Annotated in this window: 23 protein-coding genes; 10 read left to right on the top strand and 13 right to left on the bottom strand. The window is 44.4% G+C overall.

Annotated elements, in window-relative coordinates; all coding sequences use genetic code 11:
* Positions 1 to 88: 88 nt before the first annotated feature.
* The 7 genes from rplM (at position 89) to GTW09_RS09640 (ending at position 5,167) form a co-directional block, all read left to right on the top strand.
* Positions 89 to 517: a 50S ribosomal protein L13 gene (gene rplM, locus GTW09_RS09670; protein WP_071978690.1), complete on the top strand. Its 429-nt coding sequence runs from the start codon at positions 89 to 91 to the stop codon at positions 515 to 517.
* Positions 518 to 529: 12 nt separating this feature from the next.
* A complete protein-coding gene (gene rpsI / locus GTW09_RS09665; RefSeq protein WP_071978691.1) occupies positions 530 to 922 on the top strand; it encodes a 30S ribosomal protein S9 in 393 nt (130 codons plus the stop codon).
* 403 nt (positions 923 to 1,325) lie between these two features.
* The gene (gene petA, locus GTW09_RS09660; protein ID WP_163111716.1) at positions 1,326 to 1,955 is read left to right on the top strand and encodes a ubiquinol-cytochrome c reductase iron-sulfur subunit; all 630 of its coding nucleotides are present in this window, start codon (positions 1,326 to 1,328) and stop codon (positions 1,953 to 1,955) included.
* A gap of 4 nt (positions 1,956 to 1,959) precedes the next feature.
* Complete coding sequence (locus tag GTW09_RS09655) at positions 1,960 to 3,225, top strand: cytochrome b (protein ID WP_100970952.1); 1,266 nt, start codon at positions 1,960 to 1,962, stop codon at positions 3,223 to 3,225.
* Positions 3,222 to 3,956: a cytochrome c1 gene (locus GTW09_RS09650; RefSeq protein WP_163111715.1), complete on the top strand. Its 735-nt coding sequence runs from the start codon at positions 3,222 to 3,224 to the stop codon at positions 3,954 to 3,956. The genes GTW09_RS09655 and GTW09_RS09650 overlap by 4 nt, the downstream gene beginning before the upstream one ends.
* Before the next feature lie 114 nt (positions 3,957 to 4,070).
* Entirely contained in the window at positions 4,071 to 4,703 is a 633-nt protein-coding gene (gene sspA / locus GTW09_RS09645) for a stringent starvation protein SspA (protein WP_071978719.1), read from the top strand.
* On the top strand, positions 4,700 to 5,167 hold the full coding sequence (locus tag GTW09_RS09640) for a ClpXP protease specificity-enhancing factor (protein WP_083595192.1): 468 nt from the start codon (positions 4,700 to 4,702) through the stop codon (positions 5,165 to 5,167). The genes sspA and GTW09_RS09640 overlap by 4 nt, the downstream gene beginning before the upstream one ends.
* 169 nt (positions 5,168 to 5,336) lie before the next feature.
* On the opposite strand, the gene GTW09_RS09635 is transcribed toward GTW09_RS09640, so the two are convergent.
* The 13 genes from GTW09_RS09635 to GTW09_RS09575 form a co-directional block, all read right to left on the bottom strand.
* Entirely contained in the window at positions 5,337 to 6,065 is a 729-nt protein-coding gene (locus GTW09_RS09635; protein ID WP_163111714.1) for a CBM9 family sugar-binding protein, read from the bottom strand.
* Between the two features lie 54 nt (positions 6,066 to 6,119).
* Positions 6,120 to 7,478, bottom strand: a complete 1,359-nt coding sequence (gene mgtE / locus GTW09_RS09630; RefSeq protein ID WP_071978722.1) for a magnesium transporter — start codon at positions 7,476 to 7,478, stop codon at positions 6,120 to 6,122.
* A 205-nt stretch (positions 7,479 to 7,683) separates the two neighbouring features.
* On the bottom strand, positions 7,684 to 7,956 hold the full coding sequence (locus GTW09_RS09625; protein ID WP_071978723.1) for an HPr family phosphocarrier protein: 273 nt from the start codon (positions 7,954 to 7,956) through the stop codon (positions 7,684 to 7,686).
* A 34-nt stretch (positions 7,957 to 7,990) separates the two neighbouring features.
* Positions 7,991 to 8,833 (bottom strand): RNase adapter RapZ, encoded by an 843-nt coding sequence (gene rapZ / locus GTW09_RS09620; protein WP_100970955.1) that lies wholly within the window; start codon positions 8,831 to 8,833, stop codon positions 7,991 to 7,993.
* A 124-nt stretch (positions 8,834 to 8,957) separates the two neighbouring features.
* Positions 8,958 to 9,404 carry a PTS sugar transporter subunit IIA gene (locus GTW09_RS09615; RefSeq protein ID WP_071978725.1) on the bottom strand — a complete coding sequence of 149 codons (447 nt, stop codon included), beginning with the start codon at positions 9,402 to 9,404 and terminating at the stop codon, positions 8,958 to 8,960.
* A gap of 13 nt (positions 9,405 to 9,417) precedes the next feature.
* The gene (gene hpf, locus GTW09_RS09610; RefSeq protein ID WP_032096336.1) at positions 9,418 to 9,705 is read right to left on the bottom strand and encodes a ribosome hibernation promoting factor; all 288 of its coding nucleotides are present in this window, start codon (positions 9,703 to 9,705) and stop codon (positions 9,418 to 9,420) included.
* A gap of 28 nt (positions 9,706 to 9,733) precedes the next feature.
* Positions 9,734 to 11,233, bottom strand: coding sequence for an RNA polymerase factor sigma-54 (locus GTW09_RS09605; RefSeq protein ID WP_100970957.1), 1,500 nt, complete (start codon positions 11,231 to 11,233; stop codon positions 9,734 to 9,736).
* Positions 11,234 to 11,310: 77 nt separating this feature from the next.
* Positions 11,311 to 12,036, bottom strand: coding sequence for an LPS export ABC transporter ATP-binding protein (lptB, locus tag GTW09_RS09600; protein ID WP_071978727.1), 726 nt, complete (start codon positions 12,034 to 12,036; stop codon positions 11,311 to 11,313).
* Positions 12,036 to 12,629: a lipopolysaccharide transport periplasmic protein LptA gene (gene lptA / locus GTW09_RS09595; RefSeq protein WP_071978728.1), complete on the bottom strand. Its 594-nt coding sequence runs from the start codon at positions 12,627 to 12,629 to the stop codon at positions 12,036 to 12,038. The genes lptB and lptA overlap by 1 nt, the downstream gene beginning before the upstream one ends.
* A complete protein-coding gene (gene lptC / locus GTW09_RS09590; RefSeq protein WP_163111713.1) occupies positions 12,598 to 13,176 on the bottom strand; it encodes an LPS export ABC transporter periplasmic protein LptC in 579 nt (192 codons plus the stop codon). The genes lptA and lptC overlap by 32 nt, the downstream gene beginning before the upstream one ends.
* Positions 13,173 to 13,733: a 3-deoxy-manno-octulosonate-8-phosphatase KdsC gene (gene kdsC, locus GTW09_RS09585; protein ID WP_163111712.1), complete on the bottom strand. Its 561-nt coding sequence runs from the start codon at positions 13,731 to 13,733 to the stop codon at positions 13,173 to 13,175. Before kdsC ends, lptC begins: the two co-directional genes overlap by 4 nt.
* On the bottom strand, positions 13,734 to 14,711 hold the full coding sequence (locus tag GTW09_RS09580) for a KpsF/GutQ family sugar-phosphate isomerase (RefSeq protein WP_163111711.1): 978 nt from the start codon (positions 14,709 to 14,711) through the stop codon (positions 13,734 to 13,736).
* Positions 14,711 to 15,667, bottom strand: a complete 957-nt coding sequence (locus GTW09_RS09575; RefSeq protein ID WP_163111710.1) for a calcium/sodium antiporter — start codon at positions 15,665 to 15,667, stop codon at positions 14,711 to 14,713. The genes GTW09_RS09580 and GTW09_RS09575 overlap by 1 nt, the downstream gene beginning before the upstream one ends.
* Before the next feature lie 390 nt (positions 15,668 to 16,057).
* Here GTW09_RS09575 and mlaF point away from each other — a divergent pair, with 390 nt between their 5' ends.
* From mlaF to mlaD, 3 genes are read left to right on the top strand one after another with little or no spacing between them, the layout of a single operon-like run.
* Positions 16,058 to 16,858, top strand: a complete 801-nt coding sequence (mlaF, locus tag GTW09_RS09570; protein ID WP_163111709.1) for a phospholipid ABC transporter ATP-binding protein MlaF — start codon at positions 16,058 to 16,060, stop codon at positions 16,856 to 16,858.
* Positions 16,855 to 17,631 carry a lipid asymmetry maintenance ABC transporter permease subunit MlaE gene (mlaE, locus tag GTW09_RS09565; RefSeq protein WP_071978734.1) on the top strand — a complete coding sequence of 259 codons (777 nt, stop codon included), beginning with the start codon at positions 16,855 to 16,857 and terminating at the stop codon, positions 17,629 to 17,631. The genes mlaF and mlaE overlap by 4 nt, the downstream gene beginning before the upstream one ends.
* A gap of 8 nt (positions 17,632 to 17,639) precedes the next feature.
* On the top strand, positions 17,640 to 18,110 hold the full coding sequence (gene mlaD / locus GTW09_RS09560) for an outer membrane lipid asymmetry maintenance protein MlaD (RefSeq protein WP_071978735.1): 471 nt from the start codon (positions 17,640 to 17,642) through the stop codon (positions 18,108 to 18,110).
* Positions 18,111 to 18,233: the final 123 nt, after the last annotated feature.

Below are 18,233 nucleotides of genomic sequence, written 5' to 3'. Positions count from 1 at the left end.
CAGACTCGAAGGGGTCTACGAGTTGATTTTATGGTGATTTCTGGTGTTCAGAAATCAGTAACGACGATATTATTCGGGTGATATTTAAATGAAAACTTTTGTTGCAAAGCCAGAAACGGTACAACGTGACTGGTACGTGGTAGACGCCACAGACAAAACTCTAGGCCGTTTGGCTTCAGAAATCGCATTGCGCCTTCGCGGCAAGCACAAGCCAGAGTACACGCCTCACGTGGACACTGGTGACTACATTATTGTTGTTAATGCTGACAAAATTACGGTTACTGGCCGTAAAGCATTGAACAAAATGTACTATGCGCACAGCGGCTATCCAGGTGGTCTAAAAGAAACGAACTTTGAAAAACTGCTAGCTTTCAAACCAGAAATGGTTATCGAAAAAGCAGTTAAAGGAATGCTGCCAAAAGGTCCTCTAGGCCGTGCAATGTTCCGCAAAATGAAAGTTTACGCTGGTGCAGAGCACAATCATGCAGCACAGCAACCACAAGTTTTGGACATCTAAGGGGAAATCGACATGGCAGATACTCAATACTACGGCACCGGCCGCCGCAAAAGTTCTACCGCTCGTGTTTTCCTGCGTCCAGGCACAGGTAGCATTCAGGTAAACAAACGTGCTCTTGACGAGTACTTTGGTCGCGAAACAGAGTGTATGGTTGTTCGTCAACCACTAGAACTTGTAGAAATGCTAGAAAAGTTCGACCTATACGTCACTGTTAAAGGTGGTGGTTCAAATGGTCAAGCTGGCGCAATTCGCCACGGCATCACTCGTGCTCTTATGGAGTATGATGAAGCGCTACGTCCAGCACTTCGTAAAGCTGGATTCGTTACACGTGACGCTCGTCAGGTTGAACGTAAGAAAGTGGGTCTACACAAAGCGCGTAAGCGTCCACAATTCTCAAAACGTTAATCGACGTTTTTTGTATTGCAAAAGCCCGGCTATGCCGGGTTTTTTATTGCCCGACAAAAAGTGCTTTAAACACTGCCCAAGATAAAAAAGGTTTAATTTCATTCTGTTTTCAACCTCAAAGGTAACCAAGGCTCTGATTTTAGGCGACTATGAGACGTCTTACTTAAGAAAACGGAGAATTAAATTTATGTCTAAATTCCAGTAAAACCTTGTGTTTATAAGGGCTTTTCTTTTATCATTTGCAGTCGAAAAATTTAATAACTTTCGTGGTTTCGCCAATCAGTTGCTAAAAACTGTGCTTTCGCTATCACGACAAGCCATATGATGCGGTAATACAGGCGAGATAAAACCAGTATAAGCCTGTAAGATGGCATCATAATTATCCAAACCTGGAGAAATGTGGATGAGCAATGTATCTGTAGATGCAACAAAGTCTGCACAAAACGAAAATCAGCCTGAAAACAACACTCGTCGTCGGTTTTTGACCGTTGCCACGTCGGTTGTTGGTGGTGTAGGTGTCGTTGGTGCTGCAGTGCCTTTTATTGCGTCCTGGAATCCAAGTGCCAAAGCGAAAGCTGCTGGTGCTGACGTTGAAGTTGATATCAGCGGGATTGAGCCTGGACAGTTAGTACGTGTTATGTGGCGAAGCAAGCCTGTATGGATTGTACGCCGTACCCCTGAGCTATTAGAGGCGCTAGGTGGGCACGAAGATCAGCTTAAGGATCCAAACTCAGAAGCAGAGCAGCAGCCAGCGTTTGCGCAAAACCGCTTCCGCTCGTTGAAAGAAGAGTACCTAATATTAGTAGGTATTTGTACTCACCTTGGATGCTCTCCACAGCATCTAAAAGATGGTGCGTTTGCAGAGTACGTTGAAGGTGTACCTGAAGGCTTCTTCTGCCCGTGCCACGGTTCTAAGTTTGATATGGCAGGACGTGTATTTCAAAACGTACCGGCACCATTAAACCTAGTAGTGCCGCCTTATCAGTTCGTTGATGATACAAATATCATCATTGGTTCAGAAGCGGAGGCTTAATGATATGAATGCTTTTCTAGGTTGGATTGAAGACCGTCTCCCAGTGGGACGCGTTGCAAATATGCACGCTATTCAATACCCAGCGCCAAAGAACATGAATTTTTGGTATGTGTTCGGGTTTTTAGCAACAATTGTTTTGGTAAACCAAATAATTACTGGTATTTGGCTAACCATGAATTTTGTACCATCAGCAGAGGGCGCTTTCGCTTCTGTTGAATACATCATGCGTGAAATTGATTACGGTTGGGTCATTCGTTACATGCACAGTACAGGCGCGTCGGCGTTCTTTATTGTTGTGTATATGCACATGTTCCGCGGCATGATTTATGGTTCTTATCAAAAGCCTCGTGAGCTTTTATGGGTGTTCGGTATGTTTATCTACCTAGCACTTATGGCTGAGGCTTTCATGGGCTACGTGCTACCATGGGGACAGATGTCTTACTGGGGTGCGCAGGTTATCGTTTCACTGTTTGGTGCTATTCCGGTAGTAGGTCCAGACTTGGTAATATGGCTACAGGGTGACTACGTTATTTCTGGTGCTACGCTAAACCGTTTCTTCGCACTACACGTAATTGCACTGCCATTAGTTATCGTAATTCTAGTATTTCTTCATATCATTGCACTTCACGAAGTGGGTTCAAACAACCCTGACGGTGTGGCAATTAAGCACAAGAAGGGCTCGTTGCCAGAGTCTGAAAAGACTAAGTATGAAATTCACGAGTACTACACAAGCAAGTATGATATTGCTGACGACGTATTGCCGTTCTTCCCGCACATTGTTCTCAAAGACCTTGTGGCGTTCTGTGTGTTCCTCGCATTGTTTACATACGTTTTATTCTTTGCACCAGAAATGGGTGGTAAGTTCTTGGAGCATCCAAACTTTGAAATTGCTAACCCGCTGAAGACACCTGAGCATATTTTCCCTGTTTGGTACTTCACTCCGTTCTACGCAATTCTGAAAGCTGTTCCAGACAAGCTATTCGGTGTACTTGCCATGTTTGGTGCTATTGCAGCATTATTCGCAATGCCTTGGGTAGACAGAGGTCGCGTTAAATCATGGCGCTATCGCTGTGGCCTTCACAAAGTGAACCTGATTGTATTTGCAATTGTGTTCATCTTCTTGGGCTACCTAGGTGGTACACCACAAGAGAACTGGAAAATTATTGCATCTCAAGTAGCAACCGTTATGTACTTTGGTTTCTTCATTGCATTGTTCTTGTACAGCAAAAACGAAAATACCAAACCTGTGCCAGAGAGGATTCCTAAATGAAAAAGATGATGTGCTTTTTAGCATTTTTCCTACCTGGTGTTGCGTTAGCAGCAGGTGGGAATGTGCACCTAGACGAAGCGCCGATTGATTTGTCAGATAAGGCGTCGTTGCAGCGCGGTGCACAGTTGTTCATGAACTTTTGTTCAGGCTGTCACTCAATGAAATATCAACGCTATCAGCGTTCGTTTAACGATTTAGGTATTCCTGATGAGCTTGGCGAAGAGTATCTGCAGTTCACGGGTGATAAAGTTTCAGACTATATGACTCGCGCTATGCCTGAAGATGCATCAGCCCAATGGTTCGGTGCGGCTCCGCCCGATCTTACTCTTGTAGCACGTGTTCGTGGTGAAGACTGGATTTACACGTACTTGCGCTCTTTTTATGTTGACGAAAGTCGTCCATTCGGTGTGAACAACACCGTGTTCCCTGAAGTGGGTATGCCGCATGTGCTGCAGCCTCTTCAAGGTACGCCAACGCGTACCTACGAGGAGCAGATGGTTGATGGTGAAATGGTAAAACGCTATGTAGGTATTAAGTCAGACGGCACAGGTTCAATGTCTCCTGATGAATATGACCAAGCAGTTGCCGATATCGTGAACTTCTTAGAGTACACCGGTGAGCCATCTAAACTTGAGTCACACAAAATTGGTAAGTTGGTATTAATCTTCATTGCCGTATTGTTTGTATTTGTGTACTTACTTAAGAAAGAATACTGGCGAGAAGTGCACTAATCGCACAGTTTTATGTATAATACCAAAAGGGGGCATCTCGCCCCCTTTTTTGGCATTTGTAATTCGCTCATGTTAACAGTGAGCTTTAACTTGTTTCTCGACGGAGGAAATTGAATGGCCGTAGCCGCGAATAAACGTTCTATTATGACGTTGTTCTCTGACACAATTGATATTTATAGCCACCAGGTTCGTATTGTGTTGGCAGAAAAAGGTGTGGGTGTTGAGATCAGCTACACAGATCCTAGTAACTTGTCTGAAGATCTGTTGGAGTTAAACCCATACGGTACGGTACCAACTCTTGTTGATCGTGAACTCGTACTTTACAAGTCTCACATCATCATGGAATACCTTGATGAGCGCTTTCCGCATCCACCATTGATGCCTGTTTACCCAGTTTCACGCGGTACAAGCCGATTGATGATGCACCGTATAGAGCAAGACTGGTATTCACTTGCAGCACGGGTTTTCCGAGGTGAAGGTGACGTGGAAGCTTCTCGCAATGAACTTCGCGAAGCTATACTTTCTTTGGCACCGGTTTTTGCTGAAATGCCTTACTTCATGAGCGAAGAGTTTAGCCTTGTAGACTGCTATCTAGCACCACTATTGTGGCGTTTACCTGCTCTTGGCATTGAGCTAAATGGCGCAGGAAGTAAAGAAATCAACACATACATGAACCGTATCTTCTCTCGTAGCTCGTTCAAAGCATCACTGACTGATCAAGAGCGTGAGATCCACAATCCATTATGACATCTATGACGTCGAACCAGCCCTATCTGCTTAGGGCTTTTTATGAATGGATAGTAGATAACGATATGACACCCTACGTTGTGGTAGACGCAACTAACGAGTTAGTTGAGGTACCGCAAGAGTTTGTCAAAGATGGACAAATTGTTCTGAATGTTTCGCCGAGTGCATGCGTAGGTTTTAACCTCGATGTAAACGGTTTATCGTTTCAGGCACGTTTTGGTGGGCAACCTCGTCGTTTAAGCATGCCTTGTGAGGCTGTCATAGCCATATACGCACGTGAAAATGGCGCAGGTACAGTGTTCGCTACAGAGGAAGACATAGCGCGTTCAGACGCGCCTGAGTCTGAATCTACCGAAGTTGAGCAAACAGGGCCAACATCATTAAGCGACGCTGACGATGTAGGTGCTAGTGATGCACCTGTACCGCCAAAGAAAGGTAAGCCTACGCTTAAAGTTATTAAGTAATCCTTACTAAAAGATTAGGTTTAAATATTCAAAAAACCGCTGCATTTTCAATACAGCGGTTTTTTTGTGTCGCTAGATACTGCGCTAAGCACTGCGCTAAGCACTGCGCTAAATACCAAGCAAAATACTGAGCGAAAAAAGAGGGCTACAAACTGGCGGAAATAAAAAGTTACCTTTTGGGCAGCAGTTTAATTTCACCAAATACATCAGCATCAATATATCCGCGATTTTTATCACCTTTTACAGGTTGTATTTCATGTGAACCCATAAAGTGCTCGCGCACTTCACTACCATCGTTGTCGCAGTAGGCCAACATAAACCCAATAACTTGTTTTTCGCTCAGAGTAAGAGGGACATTTTCACCGTTTTCTTGATAGCTATTTGGATAGAGCTTTATCGCTACTTCCCAGGTAATGTCAAACGGCTCTTGCGCAGATCGCTGCCATCGACTAATTAAGTGTTCGGTGTAAAGATGAGCCTGTTTGTCAGGCCCATAATCGGCCGCTTGGTTATCTAGACCAATATGGTATGCAAAGGCAGTGTGGTTAAACTGATGATTACCACCTGAAGCGTCGCTGTCTATGAACACTTCAAGAGCATCGTCGTCCCAATATTTCACTGTTGGGTTAGGGTGGGTATCAACGAGCACATCATCACTAATATTTGCCTGCAAATACAGAAAGTTCTCATCCCATAATAAACGATAGCGCCCGTTAAAATCTGCCTCTGAAGAGGGAAGACTTCCATCCATTAAATAGGGCATAGGATGCCAAGTTGCATTATTCCAGGCGCTCTCAGAGACGCCATCGATATGAATAGGTATTGACGTGTAATTAACATCGGTAGCCATAAGCGACTGTGTAAAGAGCAAGCAAACAGCGAATAATGTTTCCTTCATAAATATCTCCATGCGAAACAGACGGGGGAGGCGATTGGCGTTTAAATAGGGCGGCTAGATTAAAAACAGGGTTGCGGTGCCTAAGAATGCAAAGATACCCACGACATCTGTAATGGTTGTTAAAATGACGCTTCCGGCGAGAGCGGGGTCTATCTTCAAGCGCTTCATTACCAATGGTAAAGTAGCACCAGCGAGTGCGGCGGCTATCATGTTAACGAGCATAGCAAACGCAATAATAACCCCAAGCATGTAATCTTGTTTCCACAGAGCAATTACTGAAGCTATCAGCACGGCCCAAATAACGCCGTTGAGCACACCAATGGCGATTTCTTTGCTTATTAACCAGCGAGAGTTACTGGCGTTCACATGGCCAAGGGCCATACCGCGTATAACTAGCGTTAAGGTTTGGTTTCCTGCCACGCCCCCCATACTGGGCACGATGGTATTGAGTATGGCTAAAACTGCTAAGGCGCTTAGTGTCGCTTCGAAGAGGTCGCTCACCATGGCAGCCAAAAGTGCTGTGGCTAAATTTACCGCTAACCACACCGAACGTCTTTTTGTACTTTGCATAACAGGGGCAAAGGTATCTTCGTCGTCGTCAAGACCGGCCATGCTCATCATAGAGTGCTCTGCGTCTTCACGAATAATATCAACAACGTCATCAATGGTTATACGTCCCACGAGACGATTTTTTTCGTCGACAACGGGGGCTGAAAGCCAATTGTAGCGTTCGAATAAACTCGCTACTTCATCATCTGGCATGTTGACTGGAATAGCTTCTGATTCCTCATCCATGACGTCCGATACTTTGTCGCTGGTATCGGCGGTTAATAGCCGAGTAACCGGGACAATACCCACCAGATTATCGGTTCGATTAACCACGTAAAAGGTATCGGTATTTTCTGGAAGCTCCCCTTTCAGGCGAATGTACCTGAGTACAACGTCAATGGTGACATCTGGGCGCAACGTAATGGTGTCGGTGTTCATAATGAACCCGGCGGTCTCTTCACCGTAAGACAACGCTTGCTCGGCTCGCAATCGGTCTTGAGCGTCCATCGAGTCAAGAATATCGAGCAAAACGGTTTCAGGTAAGCTACTGAGCGTCTCTGCTAAATCATCGGTGTCCATTTCCTCAAGCGCATCAACCACATTGGCCGGCAGCATTTTTGTGATTATGCCATTACGCACGTCATCGGAGAGTTCTTCTATTATGTCGCCGTGAAAATCGCTATCGATTAACTCCCAAAGCTCGTCGCGGGTGCGACTAGGGCTAGACTCGAGAATATGGGCAACATCGGAAGGGGGAAGCTCTAATAATAGCTTTCTTACAGACACGAACTGACCGTTGCTTAATGCGTTGTTAAGCGTTCTCAGCTGAGTTTGTACATATTTAGAAACGAGAGCTTCTGCCATGAAGAGCAATTCCTAACTTACTAGATGCCCGAAGAAAACCTAATTTGGTGGCTACACAGAGACTATGTTGCGTATTAATAGAATAGCGTACTTACCCTGTTGGTGTCATGACAAATACGTTGATTTGAATTACGTTTTTACGCGCTTGGCGATAACACCAGCAGCTGTGAAAATTTAACCAAGAAAAGCATAAATTAGGAAAGAGTTATTCGTCTTCGTTAAATCGACCCTCTATGAGCTTTTCAATGGCCGCCAGAGCGGCTTCAGCGTCATTGCCCTCAACAATCACGTTTACCTGCTCACCCTGATGGCTTTCTAGCATCATAAGGCCAAGTACGCTGCTAGCATCGGCTTGTTTGTCACCTTTTTCGAGAATGATTTTTGCGTCAAATTGATTTGCTAACTGTACCAATTGAGTTGCTGCTCTTGCATGCAGACCAAGTTTATTGACGATTGTTAGCGTTTTTTCGATAGTCACAGTTTGTCTAGCTCTCTACTTAATGCGCAGGTTGTTAATTTAATTCTCTATGACGTATTTGCACGTCGGGATGAATTTCGCTGAATGTTTTTGACAACGTTTGAGCAATATAAACCGAACGGTGCTGACCGCCGGTGCAGCCTATAGCCACCGTGACATAGCTTCGGTTGTTTCTTTCCAGGTGAGGAAGCCAAGTGGTAATTAAATTTTGTATTTGCCATACAAACTTGGTTACAACGGGTTGTGAGCCAAGGAATACCTCTACCGGAGCATCGACACCGGTTAGGTGCCGAAGATCTGGCTCCCAATGAGGATTGGGAAGGAAACGAGCATCAAACACATAGTCGGCATCTTTAGGAATACCGTGTTTAAATCCAAAAGACTCGAATACCAGAACGAGACGGGAGCTCTTCTTCCCTAAAATACGCTCGCGAATAATTTCAGCAAGCTGGTGAATCGTTAATTTATCAGTGTCTAAATACAGATCTGCGCGCTCAACAATTGGTGCAAGTAAGTTAGATTCTGCCTTTATAGCTTCCGACAGTGACTTGTTGAGTTTAGCGAGAGGGTGCAGTCGACGGGTTTCGCTAAAACGCTTCACCAGCACATCGTCACTGGCATCAATATAAACGATGGTCATAGACCAGGAAGAGGGCAGGTAGTCTAAAATTTCTACCAAATCGTTAGGGTTTTTAGGCAGGTTTCGCACATCTATGCTTACGGCTACCTGATCATATTCGTCTACTACCGTGTGGGTAAGGGTAGGTAGCAAGTTTACGGGAATATTATCTACGCAGTAATAACCCAAATCTTCTAGGGCCCTAAGCGCAACTGACTTCCCTGAGCCAGAACGACCACTGATAACAATCAGCTTCACCGATAATTCTCCCTAAAATTTTTTTATGTGCCAAAAACTAATTCAAAAACGATTTTTCAATTAAGCGCATATTCCAGAAAAGAGCAGCAACAAAGAGCGCGATGCTTCTCCGTGCTGCGTCAATTTATACGCCAAGAGCAGAGATAATATCTTCGTTCGTTTTGGCTCTGCGTATGGCTTTCACCGTATCTTTATCATTAAGTTTACCTGCAACAGTAGCCAGCGTTTGCAAATGGCCTTGAGTTTGTTCTTCAGGTACCAGTAACGCAAAAAATATGTCGACAGGCTTTTCATCAATAGCATCGAAGTTGATTGCAGGTATACAAGTTACAACAATCGCCATTACTTGCTCTAATCCTGCCAAGCGGCCGTGTGGAAGCGCAATGCCGTTGCCTATTCCTGTACTGCCTACTCGCTCCCGAGCCAGTAAACTGTTTAGCACAGTGACTTGATCTATATTCTCATTACCCTGCGCTGCTATATCAGAAATAATTTCTAAGATTCGTTTCTTACTATTGCACTGAACCGCACACTCGGTGCGGTCCAGGCTTACGATGGCTTTAATGTCCATGCTTAATTATCTATTAATGTTTTTTCAGTTTTTCCTTATGCTTGATTACCTGCCGGTCGAGTTTATCCACCATGCTGTCAATCGCTGCATACATATCGGTATTTTCTGAGGATGCAAACACTTCAGCACCGCTAAGGTGCATAGTGGCTTCGGCTTTTTGATTTATTTTTTCTACGTTGAGGATGACATGGACATTAGAAATGTGATCAAAGTGACGCTCAAGTTTGCTGAACTTCGTATCGACATAATTACGCAAAGAGTCGGTGATTTCGACATGATGACCAGTTAGGTTGATTTGCATATTTCGTCTTCCTTTTAATATAGCGCCTTTAAATAAGGCTTTTGCGTTGGTTAGACGGGGGTATCGATAAAGACTCCCGGTATTTTGCTATTGTCCGCCGAGCGACTTTTATGCCTTGCTCTGCCAACAATAAAGCAATCTTGCTATCGCTTAATGGTTTGCTAGGCGTTTCTGCTGCAACCAGTTTCTTAATTAACGCACGGATAGCGGTAGATGAACACTCGCCGCCTGATTCCGTTGCCACGTGGCTGGAGAAAAAATATTTTAACTCGTAAATTCCTCGTGGAGTATGCATGTATTTTTGAGTAGTAACCCGTGAAATCGTCGATTCATGCATGTCTACCATTTCTGCGACATCATTGAGAACCATTGGTTTCATCATTTCGGGGCCGTGCTCAAAAAATCCCATTTGTTGCTGAACAATACAGTTAGCCACTTTCATTAATGTATCGTTTCTCGACTCTAAGCTTTTTATAAACCATTTGGCTTCTTGCATATGAGAGCGTATGAACTGTGAATCGCTACTATTTTTCGCTTTTCTACTCATCGCTGCATACTGCTGGTTTACACCCAGTTTAGGTAAGCTGTCTGGATTCAGTTCTACAGTCCAGCGACCGTTTTTCTTTGCTACCGATACATCGGGGATAACATACTCAGGCTCTTTAGTAACTAAAGCACTACCTGGGCGAGGATTCAAGGTTTGAAGCAAACGCATTGCCTCGCGAAGCTCGTCTTCTTTCAAACGACTCTTACGCATTAAGGTTCTGTAGTCTTTGCTGCTAAGCAAATCCGAATAGTCCTCTATCAGTCTTTTTGCCTCTTCCAACCAAGGGGTATCGTCGGCAAACTGACGAAGTTGAACCATCAGACACTCCTGTGGAGTGCGCGAGCCAGAGCCAATGGGGTCGAACATTTGAATGCGTTTTAGCACGCACTCCACTTCGTCTAACTCTATCTCTTCTTCAACATTTTCGGTTTCAATATCTTCAAAATTAACGGCTTCTAATATTTCGTCTAACGTTGCCGTGAGGTAACCCGACTCATCAATGGAGTCAATAATAGCAATGGCAATCGCTCTGTCAGTGTCAGAAAAAGGAGTGAGGCGCATTTGCCATAATAAATGGGCTTGAATATCTTCTGTGGTTTCACCCTGAAAAATTTGGTCATCATCGTTGTTTGATGGACCGGGAGCAGGTGCAGAGGAGGCAGAATAATATTCGTCCCATGTGCTATCGATGGGCAATTCATCAGGAAGATCGTTTTTTTCTAGGGCATCACCAGACTCGATAGTGTCGCTAGACGCAGAAGCAGTGGCTTCGCTAGCGCTATCATCGTTGTCGATGTTGTTTTTTTCAGCTTGAGGCTCGTCGTTACCTTCTTCAATTTCTAAAAGAGGGTTTGAGTCTAACGCCTCCTGAATCTCTTGCTGAAGGTCGAGTGTAGACAGCTGAAGCAGCTTGATAGCTTGCTGCAGCTGTGGAGTCATTGTTAGTTGTTGACTAAATTTTAACTGTAAAGATGGTTTCATCTACGTCTTATATTTATGCTCTTAAGTGAATGTACCAGAGCGCTTGAGAAAAATGACAATTAGGTTACATACAATTACTATAGCCTGAATTGTTCGCCTAGGTATACATCCCTTACTTTTTGATTACTTAAAACCTGTTCCGCGGTTCCTTGCGCAATAAGTTCGCCATGACTCACAATGTACGCTTTTTCACAGACATCCAATGTTTCTCTCACATTGTGGTCGGTGATGAGAATGCCTATTCCTCTGTCGCGAAGGTGCTGTATAATCTTCTTTATATCATTAACTGATATTGGATCAACACCAGCAAAGGGCTCGTCGAGCAAAATAAATTCGGGTTTAGCCGCAAGTGCTCTTGCTATTTCTACTCTGCGACGTTCTCCACCGGAAAGGCTCATACCCACACTATTACGTATATGGTTGATATTGAATTCATCAAGTAGTGCGTCAGCTTCTTCTTCCTGTTGCTGAGAGTTCAAATCCTTTCGGGTTTGCAAAATAGCCATGATATTTTCATGCACAGTCAGTTTTCTAAATATAGACGCTTCTTGAGGTAAATAACCAATTCCACCGCGAGCGCGTTCGTGCATGGGCTGATGCGTTAATTCTTTATCGTCTATTAATATCTGCCCTTTGTCTGACGGCACCAGACCGACAATCATATAAAACGTTGTCGTTTTTCCCGCGCCATTTGGGCCTAACAGCCCAACAATCTGCCCTGTAGAGACTGACAGACTAACATCAATCACAACTTGGCGGGATTTGTATGCCTTAGCAAGGTTTTTTGCACTAAGAGTAGCCATTACTGTTGCTTGCCTTTACCGTCTTTGCTTTTGTCTGTGTCATTATCACTGCCATCATCACTATTCGAATCGTCTTTTTTGACTTTTCTAATAGACTCTGGCGTAAATACCGTGGTAACGCGACCTTTACCATCTTCTTGATTGCCGCCAGTTGCTAATAACTGTTCAGTTATCATGTCAAAGGTAATGTTATCGCCCTTTACTTGGCTGCTATCTTGCCGTAATTCAGCGTTGCCGCTCAGTGAAATAGTGCGCTTTGCAACCTCGTAACGAATCTCGTTAGCTTGTGCCGATACTGGATTTCCATCTTCTAGTTTTTGCGAGTAGCTAGCAGGTTTACCTCGCGCGACAAAAATCTCACGGCCACTGCCTCCAGAGGCAATAACTTCCACTTCGTCAGCTTCAATAACTAAAGAGCCTTGGGTAATAAGTACATTGTCTTTGTACAAAGCAGTTTTATTTTTCCCATCTATAAACTGAGAGTTCGAGCCAATCTCGATAGGAAGGCTAAAGTCCTTTTCGTTGGCAAGCACTGGGCCGGCGCATAAGACAAATATAGCGCTAGTTGCTAGGAGAATACGTTGTATGTACATGGTCAATAAGCTCATATTTTTGTGTACGCAGGTTTGCGTTAAATCCATTGCTTTGAATAACGTACTGCATGCCACGTATTTCTACAGGTTGGTCTGACGTCATTTGTTTACTGTCTAAATTAATTTGAATATATTCGGTGGTGATTGTTTTGACAAAGTCATCCTGGCTTTGGTTCTCAATGTTGACCTTATTTTCTAGCTGGATAAGCTCGTTATTGTAAAGTGTTCCTTCTAATGCAGTAACCACCCAAGGCGAATCTGCATCGCTGCTGTACAATGTATAGCTGGGTTGCTCAAAAGAGACAAAGCCCAACTGGTCATAATGCTCCATTGATGAAGCAAACACTTTGTGATTCAGCTGACCTTCACTGTTATACAAGGTGGTGGTTAAGTTTTTTGCTTTATAAGCTGGCTTGAGGGCATCGAGTCCTTCTGAGCTGGTTAGCGCAGGTTCTTCTTCCATCCATGTTGGGATATACATCAGCATGGCGAGAATAAAAAGCGCAGAAATACTCAACCCAAGGCGGTTAAAGCCGAATGCGTTCATACGCTGGCCCCAAAAATACCGTTTTCAATTCCTCTAGCTTGTAATAGTGTGTCAGATATTTCTCGGACCGCGCCAAATCCGCCGGGCAAAGTAGTGATCCAGTTAGCTTGATTTTTGACATAGGGATGGGCATCTGCCACCGCTATTTTCACTTCGGCAAGTTCGTACATACCAGTGTCGGGCATATCATCACCAACAACAGCGATATTTTCGGGCGCTAGCTCAAGCTTGTTCATTAGATGTTTCAATGCATCAAACTTGTTCTCTTCACCTTGAATAATATGAGCTACATTTAATGCTTTCATTCTGTTTTCGACGATGGCTGAGCGCCTGCCGGTAATAACGGCAACATTAATGCCGTGGCTAACAAGCGCTTTAACTCCATAGCCATCTCGGGTGTGGAATGCTTTTAATTCTTCACCGTCGTTGCCTAGGTAAATACGGCCATCAGAAAACACCCCATCTACGTCACACACCAGCAGTTTGATGTTTGACAATGCATCGAATAACACCGATGGCATGATAGTGTAAAGCGTTTGGGTTGGCGTGGTTTCCATTTATAAAACTCCCGCTTTTAGCAACATGTGCATATTAAACGCGCCAACCGGAGTGTGCTCATCGTCAAGCACCATTAGCGCACTAATTTTAAAGCTTTCCATTACGTTCAGTGCTTCAACAGCCAGTTGGTTTGGTGTTGTGGTTTTTCCGCCTATTGTCATCACGTCACTGACTTTAGCGTCATGTAAATCGACCCGGGCATCTAGAATTCGTCTTAAATCTCCGTCGGTAAAAACGCCGGTTAGCTTGCCAAACTCATCGACAATACCGGTCATACCGAGCCCTTTGCGGGATATTTCAAGTAGTGCCTGCGCCACTGTCGCTTCGTCACTGGTAATTGGTATGTCATCACCCGTAAGCATAATGTCGCTTACTTTTAGCAAGAGTTTTCTACCTAACGAGCCTCCCGGATGTGACAACGCAAAATCATCAGAGGTAAAACCCTTTTTGTCCAACAGTGCTACAGCTAGGGCGTCGCCCATTACCAGCGTAGCGGTTGTACTGCTTGTGGGGGCCAGACCGAGGGAGCAGGCTTCTTGTTCCACGCTTATATTTAACACCACGTTAGCATGTTGACCTAGTGTGCTTGATTCACTGTTGGTCATTGCTATCACGTTAACACCCAGCCGTTTTACCACGGGCAGCAGATTTATTAACTCGCTGGTTTCACCAGAATTAGAAATAGCTAAAAGCACGTCGTTTTTGCTTAACATGCCCAAGTCACCGTGATTAGCTTCGCCAGGGTGCATAAAAAACGCTGGAGTACCAGTACTTGCTAGGGTTGCAGCTATTTTGTTTCCAACATGCCCCGACTTGCCCATGCCGCAAACGACAACTTTACCCAAGCAGTTATAAAGCATGTTACAAGCATCGATAAAACTGTCGTCTAGTCGTTGTGCTAAATCGGTAATTGCACGAGCCTCAATATCGATAACTCGTTTTGCCGAAGCAATGTAATGGTGTTGTTTATTTGTCATTATCCAAACAGCCAAAATTGATAGCCCACAAAACAGGCTAAAAGAATTGCACCGTTAGTGCGAGATATTTTACGTTTGCCGATGAGGTCGAAGCTGAATAAAAACAGTAGCAAGGTTAGCCCTAGCATCACATACATATCTCTATTGTACACATCTGGGTCTAATAAGCCGGGTGCAATAAGCCCTGGCATTCCAAGTACGGCGAGTAGATTAAATATATTCGAGCCAATGATGTTACCTAGCGCTAGATCATCTTCACCTTTAAGTACGCCGGCAATACTTGCCGCAAGCTCGGGAAGGCTGGTACCAAATGCAATAATAGTGAGTCCGATGACTAAATCAGACAATCCCATATAACGGGCAATCTCTACAGCAGAGTCAACCAAGAAGTGGGCACTTAACGGTAAAAGCACCAAGCCCAAACCAATCCACACAAGGGCAGCGGTGTTTGATACCCCTTTAGGAATTTCATCTGCCGTCTCAGCAATGAGTGGATCTTCTTTGTCTACCTGCAGCGAAAGCCACGCCATCATCGCTAACACGAAAACGAAAAGGCCAAGTAAAATAACGCCTTCATAAGATTTGAGTTCGCCGTCGAACATAAAGGCAATGGCAATTAACGAGATCACGACCAATGCTGGCAGTTCCCGCTTTAATGTTGTGGATGAAACAAGAAGTGGTTTTACTAGAGCGGTTATTCCAAGTACCAGTGCGACATTGGTTATATTTGAACCTAGGGCATTTCCGACTGCCGTATTCATATTACCGTTAATCGAGGCAATGGCAGACACCACAATTTCAGGTGCAGAAGACCCCATGGCAACAATAGTCAATCCTATCATCATGGGTGAAATGCCAATATTTTTCGCCAGCGCGGATGCACCGTAGACAAATCGGTCCGCACTCCAACTTAAAACGATGAGCCCGATGATGAAAATAACAATGTTTAGAAGCACAACAACCTGTAATTAAAAGTCTATTTCACAAGATTGTCGCAAAAACGGTGCCATTTGCCTATGGCGCTAGGCTTTTATTTTGCCTTTTCGAACGAGATTGTATGAAAAAGAGACATGTTCAGCCTGCGTTAATGATATTCAGCTTACGTTATGGATCATTCGTCTTCATCGAACATAAGTTGTAACTTTTTGACTTTGGCGCAGGGTAGGAAAAAGCGTACAATACTGAAAATTTTAAACTTACTGACTTTACGAAGGTCAGTGTGTGTTCAAAGGCATGGAATTTGTATTGCCTTTAATTCCACAATAACAAAGTTGCGTTGCTTTCCAAGACACTTTACTCCGAGTTTAAAGCGGCAGCGCCCAGTCGAGGGTCGACAAAAATACACTATGGAACATTTAGTTGAAATAGATAATCTGACCTTTAGCAGAGGGGAACGCGTCATTTATGACGGCATTACCCTCAACGTGCCTAGAGGAAAAATTACTGCCGTCATGGGGCCAAGCGGGATAGGGAAAACAACCCTGCTTCGCCTTATTGGCGGGCAGTTGATACCAGACGAGGGCGATATTCTTTTTGATAAAGAATCTATTGTGTCAATGTCTAGAAAAGCGCTTTATAAAGCCCGTCGTCGAATGAGCATGTTATTTCAAAGTGGCGCATTGTTTACCGATATGACGGTGTTTGACAATGTGGCGTTCCCGCTTAAAGAACATACTGATTTATCGGATGATATCATCGCAACTATTGTCGCTTTAAAGCTACAGGCAGTAGGACTAAGAGGCGCTGCAGACTTGATGCCTAGCGAGCTTTCTGGCGGCATGGCGCGACGCGCTGCATTGGCAAGAGCAATTGCCCTTGACCCAGATCTTATTATGTACGACGAGCCATTTGCGGGCCAAGATCCCATATCAATGGGGGTGTTGGTGAAGTTAATTCGCGAGCTAAACGATGCGCTGGACCTTACCAGCATTGTTGTTACCCATGATGTAAAAGAAGTGCTCACAATTGCAGACTATATATACATACTGGCCGATAAGCGTGTGATAGGTAAGGGGACCGCACAGCAAATTAAAGATAGCGATTCTGAGCTTGTACAACAGTTCTTAAATGGTAAAGCAGACGGACCTGTTCCTTTTCACTACCCTGCACCAGAGCTGAAAAAGAGTTTCTTGGGAGAGGGAAAATGAAATTCTTACAGTCTATAGGTGCTAAAACCATTACTAAGGTGGCGGCCATTGGTCGAGCCACTCTGATGTTATTCGGTGCATTAGTAGCGGTGCCACGGCTGAAAAATGTGCCGCTTATTATTCATCAACTTTATGTGGTCGGTGTTCAGTCTCTTCTTATTATCATGGTGTCTGGTTTATTCATCGGCATGGTAATGGCGCTGCAAGGCTACACCATCTTGGTCGACTACGGCGCCGAAGGAAGCTTAGGGCCCATGGTAGCGCTATCCTTACTTCGAGAGTTGGGTCCTGTTGTTACTGCACTATTGTTTGCAGGTCGCGCAGGTTCTGCATTAACGGCAGAAATTGGGTTGATGAAGGCGACAGAGCAACTAAGTAGTCTTGAGATGATGGCAGTGGATCCGCTGCGCCGTATTGTGGCTCCTCGTTTTTGGGCTGGCATGCTGGCAATGCCGATGTTGGCTATTATTTTCAGCGCTATTGGTATCCTAGGTGGGCATTTAGTTGGCGTTGATTGGCTTGGCGTTGATTCAGGAAGCTACTGGTCGATCATGCAGTCGACAGTAGATTGGAACCAAGACGTGTTAAATGGCGTAATAAAAAGCGTCGTGTTTGCCTTGGTTGTTACCTGGATAGCTATATTTAAAGGTTACGATTCTGTTCCTACATCGGAAGGGATCAGCAAAGCGACTACTGAAACAGTGGTCTATTCATCATTAGCAGTACTAGGGCTGGATTTCGTGCTAACCGCCCTCATGTTTGGTATCGAGTAGAGGACAGAATGAATAAGTATAAAACGGAAGTCATGGTGGGATTCTTTGTTGCCCTTACTATTAGCGCATTACTGTTATTGGCATTGAAAGTAGCCGAACAGTCTGTTGCCACAGAAGGTGACAGCTACACCCTTTACGCGAAGTTTGACAATATTGGTGGCTTGAAAGCTCGCTCTGCTGTGAAAGTGGGTGGCGTAACGGTAGGGCGTGTAACGTCTATCACGCTAGATAAAGACGATTTCACGCCCGTGGTTGAATTATCGATACTCAAGCAATACAACGGTTTTCCAGAAACGAGTTCAGTTTCAATACTTACATCTGGTTTGTTGGGTGAGCAATATGTGGGTTTTCAACCGGGTTTTTCCTTCGACGGCGTCGCCAATTTAGAGGACGGTGATTATTTACAAGACACCAAATCAGCACTAGTGCTAGAAGATCTCATTGGTCAATTCTTGTTTAATCGCGGAAGCGATGAATAGAACGACCGGTCACTTTAGTTAACGCTTAATTGAAGCAATATTAAGAATTTATCATCGGCCTGATGAAACTTATATTAAGTTAGTCGGGTCTGCTGTAAAGCATAGTGAGTATGCATTGCATAT

Source organism: Alteromonas hispanica, from assembly GCF_010500915.1.
GTDB classification, from domain to species: Bacteria; Pseudomonadota; Gammaproteobacteria; order Enterobacterales; family Alteromonadaceae; genus Alteromonas; species Alteromonas hispanica.
The sequence above is the reverse complement of the archived record's forward strand: the minus strand, read 5'-3'. Positions and strand labels throughout refer to the sequence as shown.